At 75.7% G+C, this 16,598-nt stretch carries 16 protein-coding genes; 11 read left to right on the forward strand and 5 right to left on the reverse strand.

Annotated features, from left to right (window positions below):
• Positions 1-29: 29 nt before the first annotated feature.
• Complete coding sequence (locus GPA02_RS12345) at positions 30-1,229, reverse strand: acyltransferase family protein (RefSeq protein WP_156200374.1); 1,200 nt, start codon at positions 1,227-1,229, stop codon at positions 30-32.
• Positions 1,230-1,361: 132 nt separating this feature from the next.
• Here GPA02_RS12345 and GPA02_RS12350 point away from each other — a divergent pair, with 132 nt between their 5' ends.
• Positions 1,362-2,204 (forward strand): NAD-dependent protein deacetylase, encoded by an 843-nt coding sequence (locus GPA02_RS12350; protein WP_240134025.1) that lies wholly within the window; start codon positions 1,362-1,364, stop codon positions 2,202-2,204.
• 10 nt (positions 2,205-2,214) lie between these two features.
• Positions 2,215-3,768: a histidine ammonia-lyase gene (gene hutH / locus GPA02_RS12355; protein ID WP_156200375.1), complete on the forward strand. Its 1,554-nt coding sequence runs from the start codon at positions 2,215-2,217 to the stop codon at positions 3,766-3,768.
• A 16-nt stretch (positions 3,769-3,784) separates the two neighbouring features.
• Here the strand turns inward: hutH and GPA02_RS12360 are convergent, their stop codons facing one another.
• Together GPA02_RS12360 and GPA02_RS12365 are read right to left on the reverse strand one after the other, a co-directional pair.
• Entirely contained in the window at positions 3,785-4,336 is a 552-nt protein-coding gene (locus tag GPA02_RS12360; RefSeq protein WP_162457771.1) for an NUDIX domain-containing protein, read from the reverse strand.
• On the reverse strand, positions 4,333-5,133 hold the full coding sequence (locus tag GPA02_RS12365) for a helix-turn-helix transcriptional regulator (RefSeq protein WP_156200377.1): 801 nt from the start codon (positions 5,131-5,133) through the stop codon (positions 4,333-4,335). The genes GPA02_RS12360 and GPA02_RS12365 overlap by 4 nt, the downstream gene beginning before the upstream one ends.
• Before the next feature lie 85 nt (positions 5,134-5,218).
• Here GPA02_RS12365 and GPA02_RS12370 point away from each other — a divergent pair, with 85 nt between their 5' ends.
• The 7 genes from GPA02_RS12370 (at position 5,219) to GPA02_RS12400 (ending at position 12,766) form a co-directional block, all read left to right on the forward strand.
• The gene (locus GPA02_RS12370) at positions 5,219-5,926 is read left to right on the forward strand and encodes an SDR family NAD(P)-dependent oxidoreductase (RefSeq protein WP_156200378.1); all 708 of its coding nucleotides are present in this window, start codon (positions 5,219-5,221) and stop codon (positions 5,924-5,926) included.
• A gap of 181 nt (positions 5,927-6,107) precedes the next feature.
• Positions 6,108-7,763 (forward strand): urocanate hydratase, encoded by a 1,656-nt coding sequence (gene hutU, locus GPA02_RS12375; protein ID WP_156200379.1) that lies wholly within the window; start codon positions 6,108-6,110, stop codon positions 7,761-7,763.
• Position 7,764: 1 nt separating this feature from the next.
• Positions 7,765-8,982: an allantoate amidohydrolase gene (locus tag GPA02_RS12380; protein ID WP_156200380.1), complete on the forward strand. Its 1,218-nt coding sequence runs from the start codon at positions 7,765-7,767 to the stop codon at positions 8,980-8,982.
• Positions 8,979-10,304 (forward strand): formimidoylglutamate deiminase, encoded by a 1,326-nt coding sequence (locus GPA02_RS12385; RefSeq protein WP_156200381.1) that lies wholly within the window; start codon positions 8,979-8,981, stop codon positions 10,302-10,304. The genes GPA02_RS12380 and GPA02_RS12385 overlap by 4 nt, the downstream gene beginning before the upstream one ends.
• Entirely contained in the window at positions 10,301-11,458 is a 1,158-nt protein-coding gene (gene hutI / locus GPA02_RS12390) for an imidazolonepropionase (protein ID WP_156200382.1), read from the forward strand. The genes GPA02_RS12385 and hutI overlap by 4 nt, the downstream gene beginning before the upstream one ends.
• A gap of 22 nt (positions 11,459-11,480) precedes the next feature.
• On the forward strand, positions 11,481-11,981 hold the full coding sequence (locus GPA02_RS12395; protein ID WP_156200383.1) for a GNAT family N-acetyltransferase: 501 nt from the start codon (positions 11,481-11,483) through the stop codon (positions 11,979-11,981).
• An 89-nt stretch (positions 11,982-12,070) separates the two neighbouring features.
• Positions 12,071-12,766 carry an SDR family oxidoreductase gene (locus GPA02_RS12400; RefSeq protein WP_156200384.1) on the forward strand — a complete coding sequence of 232 codons (696 nt, stop codon included), beginning with the start codon at positions 12,071-12,073 and terminating at the stop codon, positions 12,764-12,766.
• Here the strand turns inward: GPA02_RS12400 and GPA02_RS12405 are convergent, their stop codons facing one another.
• A complete protein-coding gene (locus tag GPA02_RS12405) occupies positions 12,767-13,579 on the reverse strand; it encodes a GAP family protein (protein ID WP_156200385.1) in 813 nt (270 codons plus the stop codon).
• Between the two features lie 119 nt (positions 13,580-13,698).
• Between GPA02_RS12405 and GPA02_RS12410 the strand changes: the two genes are divergently transcribed.
• Both GPA02_RS12410 and GPA02_RS12415 read left to right on the forward strand, forming a co-directional pair.
• Positions 13,699-14,892, forward strand: coding sequence for a sensor histidine kinase (locus GPA02_RS12410; RefSeq protein WP_204986603.1), 1,194 nt, complete (start codon positions 13,699-13,701; stop codon positions 14,890-14,892).
• A complete protein-coding gene (locus GPA02_RS12415; protein ID WP_156200387.1) occupies positions 14,859-15,551 on the forward strand; it encodes a response regulator in 693 nt (230 codons plus the stop codon). Before GPA02_RS12410 ends, GPA02_RS12415 begins: the two co-directional genes overlap by 34 nt.
• Positions 15,552-15,794: 243 nt before the next feature.
• Here the strand turns inward: GPA02_RS12415 and GPA02_RS12420 are convergent, their stop codons facing one another.
• Entirely contained in the window at positions 15,795-16,583 is a 789-nt protein-coding gene (locus tag GPA02_RS12420; protein ID WP_240134026.1) for a helix-turn-helix transcriptional regulator, read from the reverse strand.
• Between the last annotated feature and the right edge of the window lie 15 nt (positions 16,584-16,598).

Here is a 16,598-nt window from a genome sequence, read left to right on the forward strand (position 1 = left end):
CCCCGGCCGACGGCGCCCGGTCACGGTGGTCAGGGCGAGGCGGGCTCCGCCGTCCGCCGGCGGGCGAGCAGCACGCGCGGGTGACGACGGCCGTTCAGCCACCGCCCGACCCACGTGCTGCGCACCAGGAGGTCGTAGCTGAGCAGCAGCACCGCAGCGGTCACGGCCCAGGTGACGGCGAGCTTGACCGGGATCGGCCAGGCGAGGTCGGCCATCGCGAGACCGACCGCCACGACCACGGGCAGGTGCAGCAGGTAGCTCCAGTAGGAGGAGTCCGCCAGGTAGCGCACCACCGGGTTCTCACGGTGCAGGAACCGCATGAACAGCCCCACCAGCCCGAACGTCCACGCCCAGCCGGCCGCCGCGACCGCGAGCGCGCGCAGCACCAGCGGCGCGTCGGAGACCTCGACGAGGTTGGCGACCACCGCGAGCACGACGGCGGCGCCCAGCTGCGCGGGCCACGCCGTCGCGAGCCTGTCGAGCGAGCCGGGCGCGGCGTGCAGGCACCACCCGACGGCGAACGCGCCCAGGTACGCGATCGACGCCGGGGTCGGCAGGATCGTGGGCGGCGTGTGCAGACCGCCGAGCGCCGTGCCCTGCAGCAGCAGCGCGACGGCGTACGGCACGACGGCGAGCAGCAGCCCGGCGGGCGCGACCAGCAGCTCACCCGCCCGCCGGCTGAGCCGGCCGCTGCGCTCCGCGCCCAGCACGGCACGCCCGACGGCCCGCACCGCGAGCGCCACGAGCACGCACTGCACGAGCACCACGAGGAACCAGAGCTGGCCCGGGCTGGCGAGCAGCAGCACCTCGTCGACGCCGCTCGTCTCCGGCGGCGTCATCTCGGGCACCTCCTGGCCGCGCGCCTGCGCGCCGACGACCGCCAGCACACCCAGCGGCATCACCGCGACCGGCCAGAACGCGACCACGGGCAGGGCGATCCGCAGCGCCCGGTCGCGCAGGTAGGACCGTGGGCCGCGGCGGTGCACCACCATGCGCCCGAAGTAGCCCGCGAGCAGCATGAACAGCACCATCCGGAACAGGTGGATCCAGAAGCTCGTCACGCCTGCGAGCGGCGTCGTGCGGCTGTCCAGGAACAGCCAGGGCAGGTCGGGCACGAACGGGGCGAGGGAGTGCAGCACGATCCCGAGCCCGAGCGCGGTCGCGCGCAGGCTGTCGAGGCCGTGCAGCCGGATGGCCGGTGGGGCGGCAGCAGCGGTGGTCGTCGTCATGCTCTCGACGCTAGGAACGACCGCGGTCGCCTCGCGTCGCGCATCCGGGCGACCCGCCGTCCTCCGATCGGGTGACGTCGCCCTCCCCCACCCGGTCGGCCCTCGGCGGCGCGGAGCGCCTACGGTAAAGAGGTGACGCGTGCAGGATCGGTGACGGACGCCGTCGAGCTCCTCGCGGGAGCGAGGTTCACCGTGCTGACCGGGGCCGGGATCTCCACCGACTCCGGCATCCCGGACTACCGCGGGCCGGACTCCCCGCCCCGCAACCCGATGACCTACCAGCAGTTCGTCGGCGACGAGGCGTTCCGACGCCACTACTGGGCGCGCAACCACATCGGCTGGCGGCACGTCAGCGGCACCCGGCCCAACGCCGGGCACCGCGCGCTCGTCGGGCTGGAGCGACGCGGCCTGGTCACCGGTGTGATCACCCAGAACGTCGACCTGCTCCACGAGCGGGCCGGGTCGCAGCGGGTGATCGATCTGCACGGCCGCTACGACGAGGTCGTCTGCCTGAGCTGCGGCACCGTGTTCAGCCGGCGGCACGTGCACGAGCGGCTCGACGCCGCCAACCCGGACTTCGCGGTCGAGGTGGGCGACGTCGAGATCGCGCCCGACGCCGACGCCGTGCTCGCCGACACCGCCTCCTTCGTGGTGCCGCCGTGCGAGGTGTGCGGCGGCATGCTCAAGCCGAACATCGTCTACTTCGGCGAGAACGTCCCCAAGGATCGGGTGGCCGCCGCCTACGACATGGTCGCCGAGGGCGACGCGCTGCTCGTGGCCGGCAGCTCGCTCGCGGTGATGTCGGGGCTGCGGTTCGTGCGCCGCGCGCACGCCGACGGCCGCCGCGTCGTCATCATCAACCGCGGCGAGACCCGGGGCGACGGCGTCGCGGACCTCACCGTGCACGACGGCACGTCGGAGGCGCTCGCCGAGCTCGCCGCCTCCTTGCCCGACCTCGCGCCGCCGTCTGCGTGAGGATGGGCCGATGAGCACCACCGCAGCCGACGTCGTGGTCGGCACCGGTCCGCTGTCGCCCGCGCAGGTCGTCGCCGTCGCCCGTGACGGTGCCCCGGTCGTGCTGGGCGACGACGCGCTGGCGGCGATCGAGCGTTCCCGCGCCGTCGTCGACGCCCTCGCCGACGACGTCCAGCCCCACTACGGCATCTCGACCGGCTTCGGCGCGCTCGCGACCCGGCACATCCCGCCGGACCGGCGCGCGCAGCTGCAGCGCTCGCTCGTGCGCTCGCACGCCGCGAGCTCGGGCCTGCCCGTCGAGCGGGAGGTGGTGCGGGCGATGATGCTGCTGCGGCTGTCGACGCTCGCGACCGGCCACACCGGCGTCCGGCCCGCGACCGCGCGGCTGCTCGCCGACCTGCTCACCCACGGCATCACACCGGTCGTCCGCGAGCACGGCTCCCTCGGCTGCTCGGGCGACCTGGCGCCGCTGTCGCACTGCGCGCTCGCCCTCATGGGCGAGGGTGAGGTCGAGACCGCCGACGGCGTCGTCCGCCCCGCCGCCGAGGCGCTCGCCGCCGCGGGGCTCACCCCGGTCGAGCTCGGTGCCAAGGAGGGGCTGGCGCTCATCAACGGCACCGACGGCATGCTCGGGATGCTCGTCATGGCGCTCGCCGACCTCACCGCGCTGCTGCGGGTGGCCGACGTCGCGGCGGCGATGTCGGTCGAGGCGCTGCTGGGGACCGACCGGGTGTTCGCACCGGAGCTGCAGGCGCTGCGGCCGCACCCCGGTCAGGCGACGAGCGCGACGAACCTTGCGGCGCTGCTCGCCGGCTCCGGCGTCGTGGCGTCCCACCGCGGGCCGGACTGCAACCGGGTGCAGGACGCGTACTCGCTGCGGTGCGCGCCGCAGGTTCACGGAGCCGCGCGCGACACCCTCGCCCACGCGAGCACGGTCGCCGAGCGGGAGCTGGCCGCCGCGATCGACAACCCGGTGGTGCTGCCCGAGGACGGCCGGGTGGAGTCCAACGGCAACTTCCACGGCGCCCCGGTGGCGTACGTGCTGGACTTCTTGGCCATCCCGGTCGCGGACGTGGCGTCGATGTCCGAGCGCCGCACCGACCGGTTCCTCGACAAGGCCCGCAACCACGGGCTGCCGCCGTTCCTCGCCGACGACCCCGGCGTCGACTCGGGCCTGATGATCGCCCAGTACACGCAGGCCGGCGTCGTCGCCGAGCTCAAGCGGCTGGCGGTGCCGGCGTCGGTCGACTCGATCCCGTCGTCGGCGATGCAGGAGGACCACGTGTCGATGGGCTGGGGCGCCGCCCGCAAGCTGCGCCGCGCCGTCGACGGGCTCGCGCGGGTGCTGGCGATCGAGGTGATGACCGCGGCGCGCGGCCTGGAGCTGCGCCGTCCGCTGGCACCCGCGCCGGCGACCGGCGCGGTCGTCGAGCTGCTGCGCGAGCACGGCGTGGGCCTGCCCGGGCCGGACCGGTTCCTCTCGCCGGAGATCGAGACCGCGCACCGGCTGGTGCGCACCGGCGAGGTGCTGGCCGCGGCGCAGCGGCACACGGCCCTGGGCTGAGCGTCGGGGCCGCGGCTCAGCCGCGCGGCCCCACGAGCCCGAGCGCCACGGCGTGCGCGAGCACGTCGGCGTGCACCGGGTCGTGGACCTCGAGGTAGGCGATCGCATCGGCGGGCGGCAGCTCGAGCACCTCGGTGATCTGCTCGCCGTCGTCGGGGCAGCTCGGCGGGCCGGTCACCTCGACGGGCGCCACGGCGTGCAGCCAGTGCGCGTGCGGGTGCGGCAGATGGGCCCGGTAGGGCGCCGCCTCCCGGCTGCGGACGGCGAAGCCGGAGAACGGCCGGACCTCGCCGAGCAGCGTGGCACCGGCCTCCTCGACCAGCTCGCGGCGTGCGAGCTCGGTGAGCGGCTCGCCCGGCTCGCGGGTGCCGCCGGGCAGGAACCGCCAGCCCTGCACCGAGCGGCTGACGACCACCCGCCCCGCCGCCGTCACCGCGACGAGGTGCAGCCGCGACACCAGGTGGTCGGGCGCGGGCTCGACGGTGTACCGCACGTCGCAGCCGGCGTAGGCGACGTGGGTCAGGCCGTAGAGGCGCGGGAAGCGTCCGCGCCAGCGGTCGTCGCTCACCCGATCACCTGGGCGAGGCGCCGCTCGTCGTCCGACCCGGGCTCGGCGGTGTAGACCATGACCCGCAGGTCGTCGTGCACGACCGTGAGCAGGTCGCAGTCGAGGTGCAGCAGGCCGACATCGGGGTGGTCGATGCGCTTGCGTGCCGACACGTGCGGGCGGGCCGGGTCGGCGTCCCACAGCCGCGCGAACGGCTCGCTGCCCTGCCGCAGCTCGGCGACCAGCGCCCGGAGCCGGGCGTCGCCCGGGTAGCGGCGGACGGCGTCGTGCAGGTCCGCGACGAGCTCGGCCTCGAGCGCGCCCCGCTCGTCGTCGGTGTAGCGCGCCCGCGAGCCCGACCCGAGGAACGTGCGCCAGACGGCGTTGCGGTCCTTGCCGTGGTACTCCCCCATGAGCGCCACGTAGGGCGCGTTGGCGTCGAGCAGCGTCCAGGCGGCGTCGAAGACGGCGACCGGGACGGCGGCGAACCGCTGGAGCAGCCGGCGCATGCTGGGCGGGATGCGGGTGGGCACCTCGTCGCGGCCGGGCGGCGCCAGCCCGGCGAGCGTGAAGAGGAGCCGGCGCTCGTCGTCGGACAGCCGCAGCGCGTGCGCGAGCGCGCCGAGCACCTGGCCGGAGGGGTGGGTGGCGCGGCCCTGCTCCAGCCGGACCACGTAGTCGACCGAGACGCCCGCGAGCGCGGCCAGCTCCTCGCGACGCAGACCGCTCGTGCGCCGTCGGCCGGCGGTGACCACGCCCACCTCGTCGGGGTGCAGCCGTTCCCGCCAGCGTCGCAGCGCTCCGCCCAGCTCGGTCATGGTGGGTCCCAGTGTGCCTGGTACCCGCGATCACAGGACAGAGCGTGCCTGGAGCGCCGGGCGAGCGGTTCCTACCGTGACGAGCATGACCACCACTCTGATCACAGGAGCGACCAAGGGCATCGGGCTCGCCACCGCACGCAGGCTGGCGGAGCTCGGCCACACCGTGCTGCTGGGGGCGCGAGACCTCGAGCGCGGCCGCCGCGCCGCCGAGGAGATCGGTGCGCGCGCGGTACAGCTGGACGTCACCGACGAGGCCTCGGTGCGCGCGGCGGCGGACGTCGTCGCCGGGCTCGGCGGTCTCGACGTGCTCGTCAACAACGCCGGCATCGAGCCGCGCCGCGAGGACAACAGCGTGCCGCCTGCCGGCGAGACCACCGGCGAGGACCTGCTGCGGGTGCTCGACACCAACACGATCGGCCCGGTGCGCGTGCTGCACGCGTTCCTGCCGCTGCTGCAGCGCTCGTCCGCGCCGGTCGTCGTCAACGTGAGCAGCGGGCTGGCCTCGCTGACCACGATGTCGACCCCCGGCTCGCTCGCGTCCGCCTACCCCGGCATCGCCTACCCGGCCTCGAAGGCCGCGGTGAACATGCTGACCGTGCAGTACGCCAAGGCGTTCCCGCAGATGCGCATCAACGCCGTCGAGCCGGGCTTCACGCGCACCGACCTCAACGGCAACACCGGCACCCAGACCGTCGAGGAGGCCGCCGAGGTCGTCGCCCGCCTGGCGACGATCGGCCCCGACGGCCCCACCGGCACCTTCCAGTCGAAGGACGGTCCCCTCCCCTGGTGACCGTCTCAACCCACTTCTGCCCCCGGAGCAGGTTTCAACCGACTCTGGCCCGGCTGAGCTCGGGTAGGGCAGTAGTGGGTTGAAACCGCGCATGGGGGCAGAAGCGGGTTGACAGCGGCGGGGCGGGGCCGCCGCCCCGACCGCCTGACGGGCGCCGGGGGCCGTGGCTAGGTTGACGGGCATGGAAGGTGCACGGCCCGTCCGCGCCCCTCGGGGCACCACCCTGACCGCCCGCAGCTGGAGCACAGAGGCGCCGCTGCGGATGCTGATGAACAACCTCGACCCCGAGGTCGCCGAGCGCCCGGACGACCTCGTCGTCTACGGCGGCACCGGGCGGGCGGCGCGGGACTGGGCGAGCTTCGACGCCATGGTCCGCACGCTCACCACGCTGGCCGACGACGAGACGATGCTCGTGCAGTCCGGTCGCCCGGTCGCGGTGCTCCGCACCCACGAGTGGGCGCCGCGGGTGCTGATCGCCAACTCCAACCTCGTGGGCGACTGGGCCACCTGGCCGGAGTTCCGCCGTCTGGAGCACCTCGGGCTCACGATGTACGGGCAGATGACCGCCGGGTCCTGGATCTACATCGGCACGCAGGGCATCCTGCAGGGCACCTACGAGACGTTCGCCGCCGTCGCCGCCAAGCGGTTCGGCGGCACCCTCGCCGGCACGCTCACGCTCACCGGCGGCTGCGGCGGCATGGGCGGTGCGCAGCCGCTCGCGGTGACGCTCAACGAGGGCGTGTGCCTCGTCGTCGACGTCGACCCGGCGCGGCTGCGTCGCCGCGTCGAGCACCGCTACCTCGACGTCGTCGCCGACGACCTGGACGACGCCGTCGAGCGCTGCACCACCGCGCGGCGGGAGCGGCGGCCGCTGAGCGTCGGGCTGGTCGGCAACGCCGCCGAGGTCTTCCCCGAGCTGCTGCGGCGCGGCGTCGAGATCGACGTCGTCACCGACCAGACCTCGGCGCACGACCCGCTCTCCTATCTGCCCGAGGGCGTCGCGCTCGAGGAGTGGCACGACTACGCCGAGCGCAAGCCCGAGGAGTTCACCGACCGGGCGCGGGAGTCGATGGCGCACCACGTCGAGGCGATGGTCGGGTTCCTCGACGCCGGCGCCGAGGTGTTCGACTACGGCAACTCGATCCGCGACGAGGCCCGCCTCGGCGGCTACCCGCGGGCGTTCGACTTCCCTGGCTTCGTGCCCGCCTACATCCGCCCGCTGTTCTGCGAGGGCAAGGGCCCGTTCCGGTGGGCGGCGCTCTCGGGCGACCCGGCCGACATCGCCGTCACCGACCGCGCCGTGCTCGACCTCTTCCCCGACGACGACCACCTGCGCCGCTGGATCACGGCCGCGCAGGAGCGGGTCGCCTACCAGGGGCTGCCCGCCCGGATCTGCTGGCTCGGCTACGGCGAGCGCGACAAGGCCGGGCTGCGCTTCAACGAGCTCGTCGCTGCCGGCGAGATCAGCGCACCGGTCGTCATCGGCCGCGACCACCTCGACGCCGGCTCGGTCGCCTCCCCGTACCGGGAGACCGAGGACATGCTCGACGGCTCCGACGCCATCGCGGACTGGCCGCTGCTGAACGCGCTCACCGCCGCGTCGTCGGGCGCCACCTGGGTCTCGATCCACCACGGCGGCGGCGTCGGCATCGGCCGCTCGATCCACGCCGGCCAGGTCAGCCTCGCCGACGGCACCGACCTCGCGGCCGCCAAGCTCGAGCGGGTGCTCACCAACGACCCGGGCATGGGCGTCGTGCGGCACGTCGACGCCGGCTACGAGCGCGCCGAGCAGGTCGCCGCCGAGCGCGGTGTCCGCGTCCCCATGCGGGAGGGCTGAGGTGCCCGACGACGGCCGCGCGGTCGCCGAGGCGGCGTTCCGGGCCGACTGGGACGCGTTGGCAGGGATCGGACGCGACCCGCGCTCGGGCGGCTACCGGCGGTTCGCATGGACCCGCGAGGACGCGACGCTGCGCGCGTGGTTCACGGCCCGCGCGGGAGCGCTCGGCATGGAGGTCGTGACCGACCGGGTCGGCAACCTGTGGGCGTGGTCGGGCGACCCGGACGCCGCGGTCGCCGACGGCGCCGCCCCGCTCGTGCTCGGCTCGCACCTGGACTCGGTGCCCGACGGCGGCGCGTACGACGGCCCGCTCGGGGTCGTCTCGGCGTTCGCGGCGCTGGAGCTGCTGCGCGCGAGAGGCCGCGCGCCGGCCCGCCCGGTCGGGATCGCGTGCTTCGCCGACGAGGAGGGCGCCCGGTTCGGGGTCGCGTGCGCCGGGTCGCGGCTGCTCACCGGGGTGCTCGACCCCGACCGCGGTCGCGCGCTCACCGACGCCCAGGGCACCAGCGTCGCCGAGGCGATGGCCGCGGCCGGGGTCGACCCTGCGCACGTCGGCCGCGACGAGGAGACGCTGCGACGGGTCGGCACGTTCGTCGAGCTGCACGTCGAGCAGGGCCGCGCGCTGATCGACGACGACGCCGCGGTCGGGGTCGCGAGCGCGATCTGGCCGCACGGCCGCTGGCGGCTCGACCTCGCGGGCCGCGCCGACCACGCCGGCACCACCCGGCTCGCCGACCGCGACGACCCGATGCTGCCGCTCGCGACCGCGGTCGCCACCGCGCGCGCCGCCGCCGAGCGGCACGGCAGCCTCGCCACCATCGGCAAGGTCGACGTGCGCCCGAACGGCGTCAACGCGATCCCCTCGCGCGTCACCGCCTGGCTGGACGCCCGCGGCGCCGACCCCGACGCGGTGCGCCGCGTCGTCGCGGAAGTGAGCGACGCCGTCGGCGTCCCGGCGGCCGAGGAGTCCTGGACGCCGTCGACCGACTTCGACGTGCCGCTGCGGGACCGGCTCGCGGCGCTGCTCGGCGACGTCCCGGTGCTGCCGACCGGCGCCGGCCACGACGCCGGCATCCTCGCCGCCGCGGGCGTGCGCAGCGCGATGCTGTTCGTCCGCAACCCGACCGGCGTCAGCCACAGCCCCGAGGAGCACGCCGAGGACGCCGACTGCGTCGCGGGCATCGCCGCGCTCGCCGCGGTGGTCGAGGAGCTGGCGTGACCTTCTGGTGCGAGCACGCGCAGCTGCCCGACGGCGTGGCGGCTCGGGTGCGGCTGGTCGTCGAGGGTGGGGCGATCGCCGCCGTCGAGCGCGACGCCGACGCGGAGCCCGGCGACGAGCGGCTCGCCGGCCTCGTCCTGCCCGGGCTCGCGAACGCCCACTCGCACGTGTTCCACCGGGCGCTGCGCGGCCGCACCCACGACGACGGCGGCACGTTCTGGACCTGGCGGGAACGGATGTACGCGGTCGCGGCACGGCTCGACCCCGACCGCTACCTCGCCCTCGCGCGCGCCGCCTACGCCGAGATGGCGCTCGCCGGGACCACCTCCGTCGGCGAGCTCCACTACCTGCACCACCGCCCCGACGGGGCTCCCTACGACGACCCGCACGCCATGGCCGCCGCGCTCGTCCAGGCAGCAGCCGACGCCGGCGTCCGCCTCACGCTGCTCGACACCTGCTACCTCGCCGGCGGCCTGGACGCCACCGGGTCAATGCCGCTCGCGCCGGAGCAGCGGCGGTTCTCCGACGGCGACGCCGAGCGCTGGGCCGCCCGGCACGAGGGCGTGCGGACGCTCGCGGGCGAGCGGGTCGTCGTCGGGGCCGCGATCCACTCGGTGCGCGCGGTGCCCGCCGCGGCGCTCGGCACCGTGGTCGCCGCGGCGGCCGGCGCGCCGCTGCACGTGCACCTGTCGGAGCAGCCGGCCGAGAACGACGCCTGCCGCGCCGCCTACGGCATCACCCCGACCCGGCTGCTCGCCGACCACGGCGTGCTCGGCCCGCGCACGACGGCGGTGCACGCGATCCACCTGACCCCGGCCGACATCGGGCTGCTCGGGAGCAGCGGCACCGCCGTCTGCGCGTGCCCGACCACCGAGGCCGACCTCGCCGACGGGATCGGGCCGTTCCCCGCGCTGACGGCGGCCGGCAGCCCGCTCTGCCTGGGCACCGACCAGCACGTGACCAGCGACGTCCTGGTCGAGGCGCAGCGGCTCGACGCCCACGAGCGGCTGCGCACCGGCGAGCGCGCCGGCCTCGGCCCGGCGGCGCTGCTGCGCGCCGCGACCGAGCACGGCCGCCGCGCCCTCGGCCAGCCCGGGGGTCGGCTGGAGCCGGGCGCACCCGCCGACCTCGTCGCGCTCGACCTCGCCACGCCGCGCACCGCGGGCACCGACCCGGCCCAGACGGTGCAGGTCGCGACCGGCGCGGACGTGCGCACGGTCGTCGTCGCGGGCGAGACGATCGTCCGCGACGGCGTGCACCGGCTCGGCGACGTGGGCGCCCTGCTGGCCGACGCCGTCGCACCACTCTGGGAGGACACGTGAGCACCGTCGTCACCGGCATCGGCGAGCTCGTCACGCACGACGAGCGCTTCACCAGCGACCTCGGGGTCGTCACCGACGCCGCCGTGGTGGTCGAGGACGGCCGGGTGGCCTGGACCGGACCCGCCCGGCACGCGCCCGCGGCCGACCGCGTGATCGACCTCGCCGGCCGCGCGGTCATCCCCGGTTTCGTCGACTCCCACACCCACCTGGTGTTCGCCGGCGACCGCGCCGAGGAGTTCGAGGCGCGCATGGCGGGCCGGCCCTACGACGGCGGCGGCATCGCGAGCACGGTCGCCGCCACGCGCGCCGCGACCGACGACCAGCTGCGCGCGAACCTCGTCCGGCTCGTCGCGGAGATGCGGTCGCAGGGCACCACGACGATCGAGGTGAAGAGCGGGTACGGGCTCGCCGTCGCCGACGAGGTGCGGTCGTTGCGGCTGGCCGGGGAGGTCACCGACGAGGTCACCTACCTCGGCGCACACGTCGTCCCGCCCGAGCACCGCGGCCGCGAGCGCGACTACCTCGACCTCGTCACCGGCGAGATGCTCGCCGCCTGCGCGCCGCACGCGCGGTGGGTCGACGTGTTCTGCGAGCCGGCGTCGGCCACCGCGTTCGACGGCGACGCCGCGCGCGAGGTCCTGCTCGCCGGGCAGCGGGCCGGGCTGGGCCTGCGCGTGCACGCCAACCAGCTGGGCGCAGGTCCGGGCGTGCGGCTCGCGGTCGAGCTCGGCGCCGCCAGCGCCGACCACTGCACCCACCTGTCCGACGCCGACATCGACGCCCTCGCCGCGGGCACCACGGTGGCCACCCTGCTGCCGACGATCGAGTTCTCGACCCGCTCCCCCTACCCCGACGCGCGGCGGTTGCTGGCAGCGGGCGCCGTCGTCGCGCTCGCGACCGACTGCAACCCCGGCAGCGGCTTCTCCTCCTCGATGCCGCTCGCGATCGCGCTCGCGGTCCGCGAGATGCGGATGACGACGGCGGAGGCGCTGCGGGCGGCGACGCTGGGCGGCGCACAGGCGCTGCGACGCGACGACGTCGGGCACCTGCGGGTGGGGGCGTGCGCCGACCTCACCGTGCTCGACGCGCCCTCCTACCGCCACCTCGCCTACCGACCCGGGGTGCCGCTGGCCCGTGCGCTCGACCTGTCCTGAGGCCCTCTGGCACCATCGCCCGGTGCCCGCCGACGACCCCACCCCCGTGACCGTCCGTGACTACCGGCCCGAGGACGCCGAGGCGACGCTGCAGATCTTCGTCGACGCGATCACGCGCACCGCCGCGGCCGACTACACGCCCGAGCAGGTGCAGGCGTGGGCGCGCCCCGGGCAGCGGTCCGTGCCCGCGTGGCACGAGGCGATGCAGGCCCGCGGCAGCGTCGTCGCCTGCGTGGGCACCCACGTCGCGGGGTTCTCCGACGTCAGCGACACCGGCTACGTCGACATGATGTTCACCTCGCCCCGGTTCGCCCGCCGCGGTGTCGCGTCGGCGCTGATCAGGCACGTCGAGCAGCGGGCCCGGAAGCGCGGCCTCGAGCGGCTGCACGCCGACGTGAGCGTGACCGCCCGGCCGTTCTTCGCCAAGCACGGGTTCGTCGTGCTCGCCGAGCAGCACCCGGTGACGCAGGGCGTGACGATGACGAACTACCGGATGGAGAAGCGCCTCGACGGCGCCTCCTGACGTCCCGTGAGGTCCGGGACCCGGGCGCCGCCCGCGGCGACGCCGTCGACTCGCCCCCGCGACCGCGCGGAAGGCCGTACGGTCGGAGCATGGCGAACATCGCAGTCGTCGGAGGCCACGGCAAGGTCGCGCTGCGCCTGCTGCCGCTGCTGGTCGAGGCAGGTCACGACGTGCACGCGTGGATCCGCAACCCCGACCACATGGCCGCGGTCGCCGAGACCGGGGCGCACCCGATGATCTCCGACGTCGAGCAGCTGGACCGGCGTCACATCACCGACGCCCTGCGCGGCCGCAAGGTGGTGGTCTGGACCGCGGGGGCCGGCGGCGGCGACCCCTCCCGCACCTACGCCGTCGACCGCGACGCGGCGATCCGCACCATGGACGCGGCATCCGCCGCGGGCGTGCACCGCTTCGTCATGGTCAGCTACTTCGGCGCCGGGCCCGAGCACGACGTGCCGCCCGACTCCTCGTTCTTCCCCTACGCGCAGGCGAAGTCGATCGCCGACGGCCACCTCGCCGTCACCGACCTCGCGTGGACGATCCTGCGCCCGTCCAGGCTCACCGACGACGAGCCCACCGGCCGGATCAGCGTCGGCACCGACCAGGAGAAGGGCTCGGTGAGCCGCGGCGACGTCGCGGCGGTCATCGCCGCGACGATCGCCAACCCGCGCACCATCGGCAAGATCTACGAGTTCAACAACGGCGACACCCCGATCGAGGAGGCGCTGGCCGCGGGCGGCTGGAAGCCGCCGGAGCCGGCCGCCGTCGGGCCCGTCCCGGACTGATCAGCCGACCCGGTCGAGCATCTCCAGCAGCCCCGTGCGCGTCAGCGCGTCACGGGCGATGAGGAACCCGAGGATCCCGACGACCCACCCGGTCGTCGAGGCGGCCGAGCGCGTCATCCACCCCTCGAACCGGCGCAGCGGCGGCTCGAGCCAGCGATAGGCGAGCACCCGACCGGCGAGCAGCACCAGCGCCGGCAGGATCATCACGAGGCAGTAGCCGACCAGCACGACGGCACCGCCGGCCAGGTCGAGGTCCGACGCCGTGAGCAGCCCGATCGCCGTCAGGTACGGGATCATGCTGGCCGTCTCGATCGCCGCGGCGCCCAGCGCCAGCCCGACGAGCGCGGCGAGCGAGCCGGCGCCCTCGGCGGTCATCGCGCGGGCGCGCCACCGCGTGACACGCCCCGGGCGGGGCTCGGCCGCCGGCGCCCACGGCGTGACCGGCCCGCCCGCGGCACCCGCGTGCGCGACGGCGTGCTGCTCGGCGGGCGCCTGCTGCTCGGCCGGCTTCTCCTCCCGCCCGATCCGGAACGACAGCACGAACAGGCCCACCCCGAGCGCGAGCTGGAGCCAGGCGGCGGTCGGGGTCGCGAGGAAGTCGCCGAGCGCGTCGGCGAGGCGGGTCGCCCCCGCGAGCAGCGCGATCCCCAGCACGAGGTAGTACGTGGCGACCGTGCCGAGGAACAGCAGCACGCGGTGCACCCGCAGCCGCCCCGGCGCGAGCATGAGCCAGAGCGGGATGAGCAGCGTGCCGAAGCTCGTGGAGTCGACCAGCGCGAGACCGACGAGCGGGGCGAGCAGATCGGTGGGCATGACCTCAGCGTCGCGCGGCCTACGCCCCGCGCGCGTCCGCCGATGGCCCGATCCCGCAGCGGGCGCCGTACATCCTTCGACCGACACCGCGCGGAGGCGGCTGTGCTGGGATGGGTCGGGTGAGCAGGGTGAGCAGGCTGGGCGCGCTGCTGAGGCGACTGGGCCGGGAGTACTCCGACGACCCCGGCCCGCTGACCGCGCTCGTCACGTTCCTCGGTGGCTCGCTCATGATCGCGATCGGCCTCACCGAGGTGTGGACCGACGCGCCGGTCGGCGCCCCGGCCTGGTGGCACCTGGTGCCGCTGGCGGTGGGGTGCGCGGCCACCACCGTGCGCCGCTCGCACCCCGCGATCACGATGGCGGTCGTCGTGGCGGCGTTCGCGGCCGACGCCGTCATCGGCGGCTCGCTCGCGGTGCTGGTCGTGCTGTTCGACGCCATCTACTCGGCCGAGCGGTTCGGCTCCTGGCCGCTGCGCCGCGCGGTGCGGTTCGGCAGCGGCGTGATCATCGCGGGCGGCACGCTCGCCGCGGCGCTGTCCGGGCTGCCGCTGCGGGCGGTCGCCGCGATAGCGCTGCAGCTGGCCGCGATGCTGCTCATCCCGGTCTGGTGGGCGGTCGACGTGCGGCACCGCACCGAGCTGGCCGCCTCCGCGCAGGCGCGCGCCGACCTCGAGGCCGCGCGCGCGGCCGAGCGGGCACGCGCCCAGGACGCCGAGCGCCGCAGCGCGGTGCAGGCCGAGCGGTCCCGGATGGCGCGGGAGCTGCACGACGCCGTCGCCGGTGACGTGAGCGCGCTGGTCATCCGGGCAGGGGCCGCGCTCGCCGCGCCGCCCGGGCCGGGGGACCGGGAGTCGCTCGCCGCCGTCCGCGAGTCCGGGCTGCACGCGCTCGGCGAGCTGCGGGCGATGATCGAGGTGCTGACCGCGGAGGGCGAGCAGGAGCCGGCGGCGCCGGCGCTCACCGAGGACGGCGGCGAGCTGCTCGCGCGCTTCGGCGCCGACGGCGACGGCGTCGACCCGGCCGGCCTGGCACCCCTGCCCCCCGCGGTCGACCGGGCCGGGTACCGGCTGCTGCAGGAGGCGCTGACCAACGCGACCCGGCACGGCCGCCCCGGCACCGTCGAGGTCGGGCTCGCGCGCGAGGACGGCACGGTCGAGATCGTGGTGAGCAACGCCGTCGACCGGGTGGTCGCGGACGGCGACGGGCTCGGTCTGACGAGCATGAGGGAGCGTGCGCACGCGGTGGGCGGCACGCTGGAGATCGAGACGACGGAGGGGACATGGACGGTGACGGCACGCCTGCCGGCGGGCTAGTGCGGGTGCTGCTCGCCGACGACCACGCCGCGGTGCGCGCGGGGCTGCGGATGGTCCTCGACGCCGCGCCCGACGTGCACGTGGTCGGCGAGGCGAGCGACGGCGCCGCCGCGGTCACGAACGCGCGGGCACTGCGGCCCGACGTCGTGCTCATGGACGTGCGGATGCCCGGCGTCGACGGCATCGAGGCGACCCGGCAGGTCGTCGCCGAGGGGCTGGCGGAGGTGCTGGTGCTGACCACCTTCGACCTCGACGACGCGGTGTTCGGGGCGCTGCGCGCGGGCGCGGCGGGGTTCCTGCTCAAGACCGCCACCCCCGACGAGCTGCTGACGGCCGTACGCCGGGTGGCCGCGGGCGACGGTGCGCTCGCGCCCGAGGTGGTGCGGCGCGTGCTCGACGCCGCGGTCGCGGGCCGGGGCGAGCCGCGCGGCGAGACCCCGGACGACGTCGACCGCGCGCTCGCCGAGCTCACCGACCGCGAGCGCGAGGTGCTCGCGGCGCTGGGGCGCGGGCTGTCGAACGCCCAGATCGCCCAGGACCTCGCCATCTCCGAGGCCACCGCGAAGACCCACGTCTCGCGCGTGCTCGGCAAGCTCGGCGTCGCCTCGCGCGTACAGGCCGCACTGATCGCACGGGACCGCCTGGGCGACGGCGGCTGACGGCTCGGCGGGCGCTCCGTCGTCGAGCGCGAGGCTGGCGACGACGAGCAGCGGGATCGGCGCGCGGGCGCCCGGGCCCGGGCGCGAGCACGAGCACGGGCACCCCGACGTCCCCGACGCGAGCTCGTACCTGTCTGCCGAGCTCGTACGGTGCACGCTACGAGCTGGGCACCACGCTACGAGTTCGCGCGCTGGCAGGCCGGCGGGCGCTGGGCGGGCGCGCTGCGGCAGCTGCTCCCGCCGTCAGCCCTCCACCGGGACGTACATGACGACGTGGAGGTCGGGGGCCTCGGACGGGACGAGGCGGTGGTGCTCGAAGGTGAGCAGGTCGCCGTCGGGGTGGCGGAAGGTGCGGCGGCGGGAGGCGAACCGCTCGATCGTCAGCTCGGCCCACTGGGTGCGGAAGTCCGCGCTGGCGGCACTCAGCCGGTCCACGAGCGCCTTGTGCCGCGGCGCGCTCAGCCGCACCCCCGACTCGGCGCGGAACTCGGCGAGGAAGCGGCGGCTGTCCTGCTCCCAGTCGGGCAGCAGGTCGCGCAGCCGGGGGTCGGTGTAGACGAGCCAGAGCAGGTTGCGGTCGCTCGCGTCGAGCTCGCCGATCGGCGGGTACAGCCACGCGTAACCGGCGTTCCAGCCGACGATCGACCAGTCGGTCGCGAGCGCGAACGCCGGGAAGTCGAGCGCGTCCAGCAGGTGCTGCAGCGCCGCGGGCATCGCGACCGGCTCGTCGTCGAGCGGGACCTCGGATCGCTCGGCGAGCGCGAGCACGAAGTCGGTCTCGGCCGCGGTCAGGTCGAGCACCCGCGCGACGGCGGTGAGCACCTGCCGGGAGACGTTGATGTCGCGCCCCTGCTCCAGCCACGTGTACCAGGTGCCGCTGACGCCGGCGAGCGTCGCGACCTCCTCGCGGCTCAGCCCCGCGGTGCGTCCCCGCGCCGGCGGCAGCCCGACGGCCGAGCGCGCCATCGCGCGGCGGCGCCGGGTGAGGAACTCCCCCAGCTGCTCGCGCCGGGGCGTGCGTGGCCTGATCACGGTTGATGGTACTGC

Source organism: Actinotalea caeni (assembly GCF_009733795.1).
GTDB lineage: Bacteria > Actinomycetota > Actinomycetes > Actinomycetales > Beutenbergiaceae > Pseudactinotalea > Pseudactinotalea caeni.

Bases quoted from the DNA above. Each gene is read 5' to 3' on its own strand.
- GPA02_RS12365 (WP_156200377.1), bottom strand. From the start codon at position 5,133: ATGACCGAGCTGGGCGGAGCGCTGCGACGCTGGCGGGAACGGCTGCAC.
- hutU (WP_156200379.1), top strand. From the start codon at position 6,108: ATGGAAGGTGCACGGCCCGTCCGCGCCCCTCGGGGCACCACCCTGACC.
- GPA02_RS12345 (WP_156200374.1), bottom strand. From the start codon at position 1,229: ATGACGACGACCACCGCTGCTGCCGCCCCACCGGCCATCCGGCTGCAC.
- GPA02_RS12400 (WP_156200384.1), top strand. From the start codon at position 12,071: ATGGCGAACATCGCAGTCGTCGGAGGCCACGGCAAGGTCGCGCTGCGC.
- GPA02_RS12370 (WP_156200378.1), top strand. From the start codon at position 5,219: ATGACCACCACTCTGATCACAGGAGCGACCAAGGGCATCGGGCTCGCC.
- hutH (WP_156200375.1), top strand. From the start codon at position 2,215: ATGAGCACCACCGCAGCCGACGTCGTGGTCGGCACCGGTCCGCTGTCG.
- GPA02_RS12415 (WP_156200387.1), top strand. From the start codon at position 14,859: ATGGACGGTGACGGCACGCCTGCCGGCGGGCTAGTGCGGGTGCTGCTC.
- GPA02_RS12405 (WP_156200385.1), bottom strand. From the start codon at position 13,579: ATGCCCACCGATCTGCTCGCCCCGCTCGTCGGTCTCGCGCTGGTCGAC.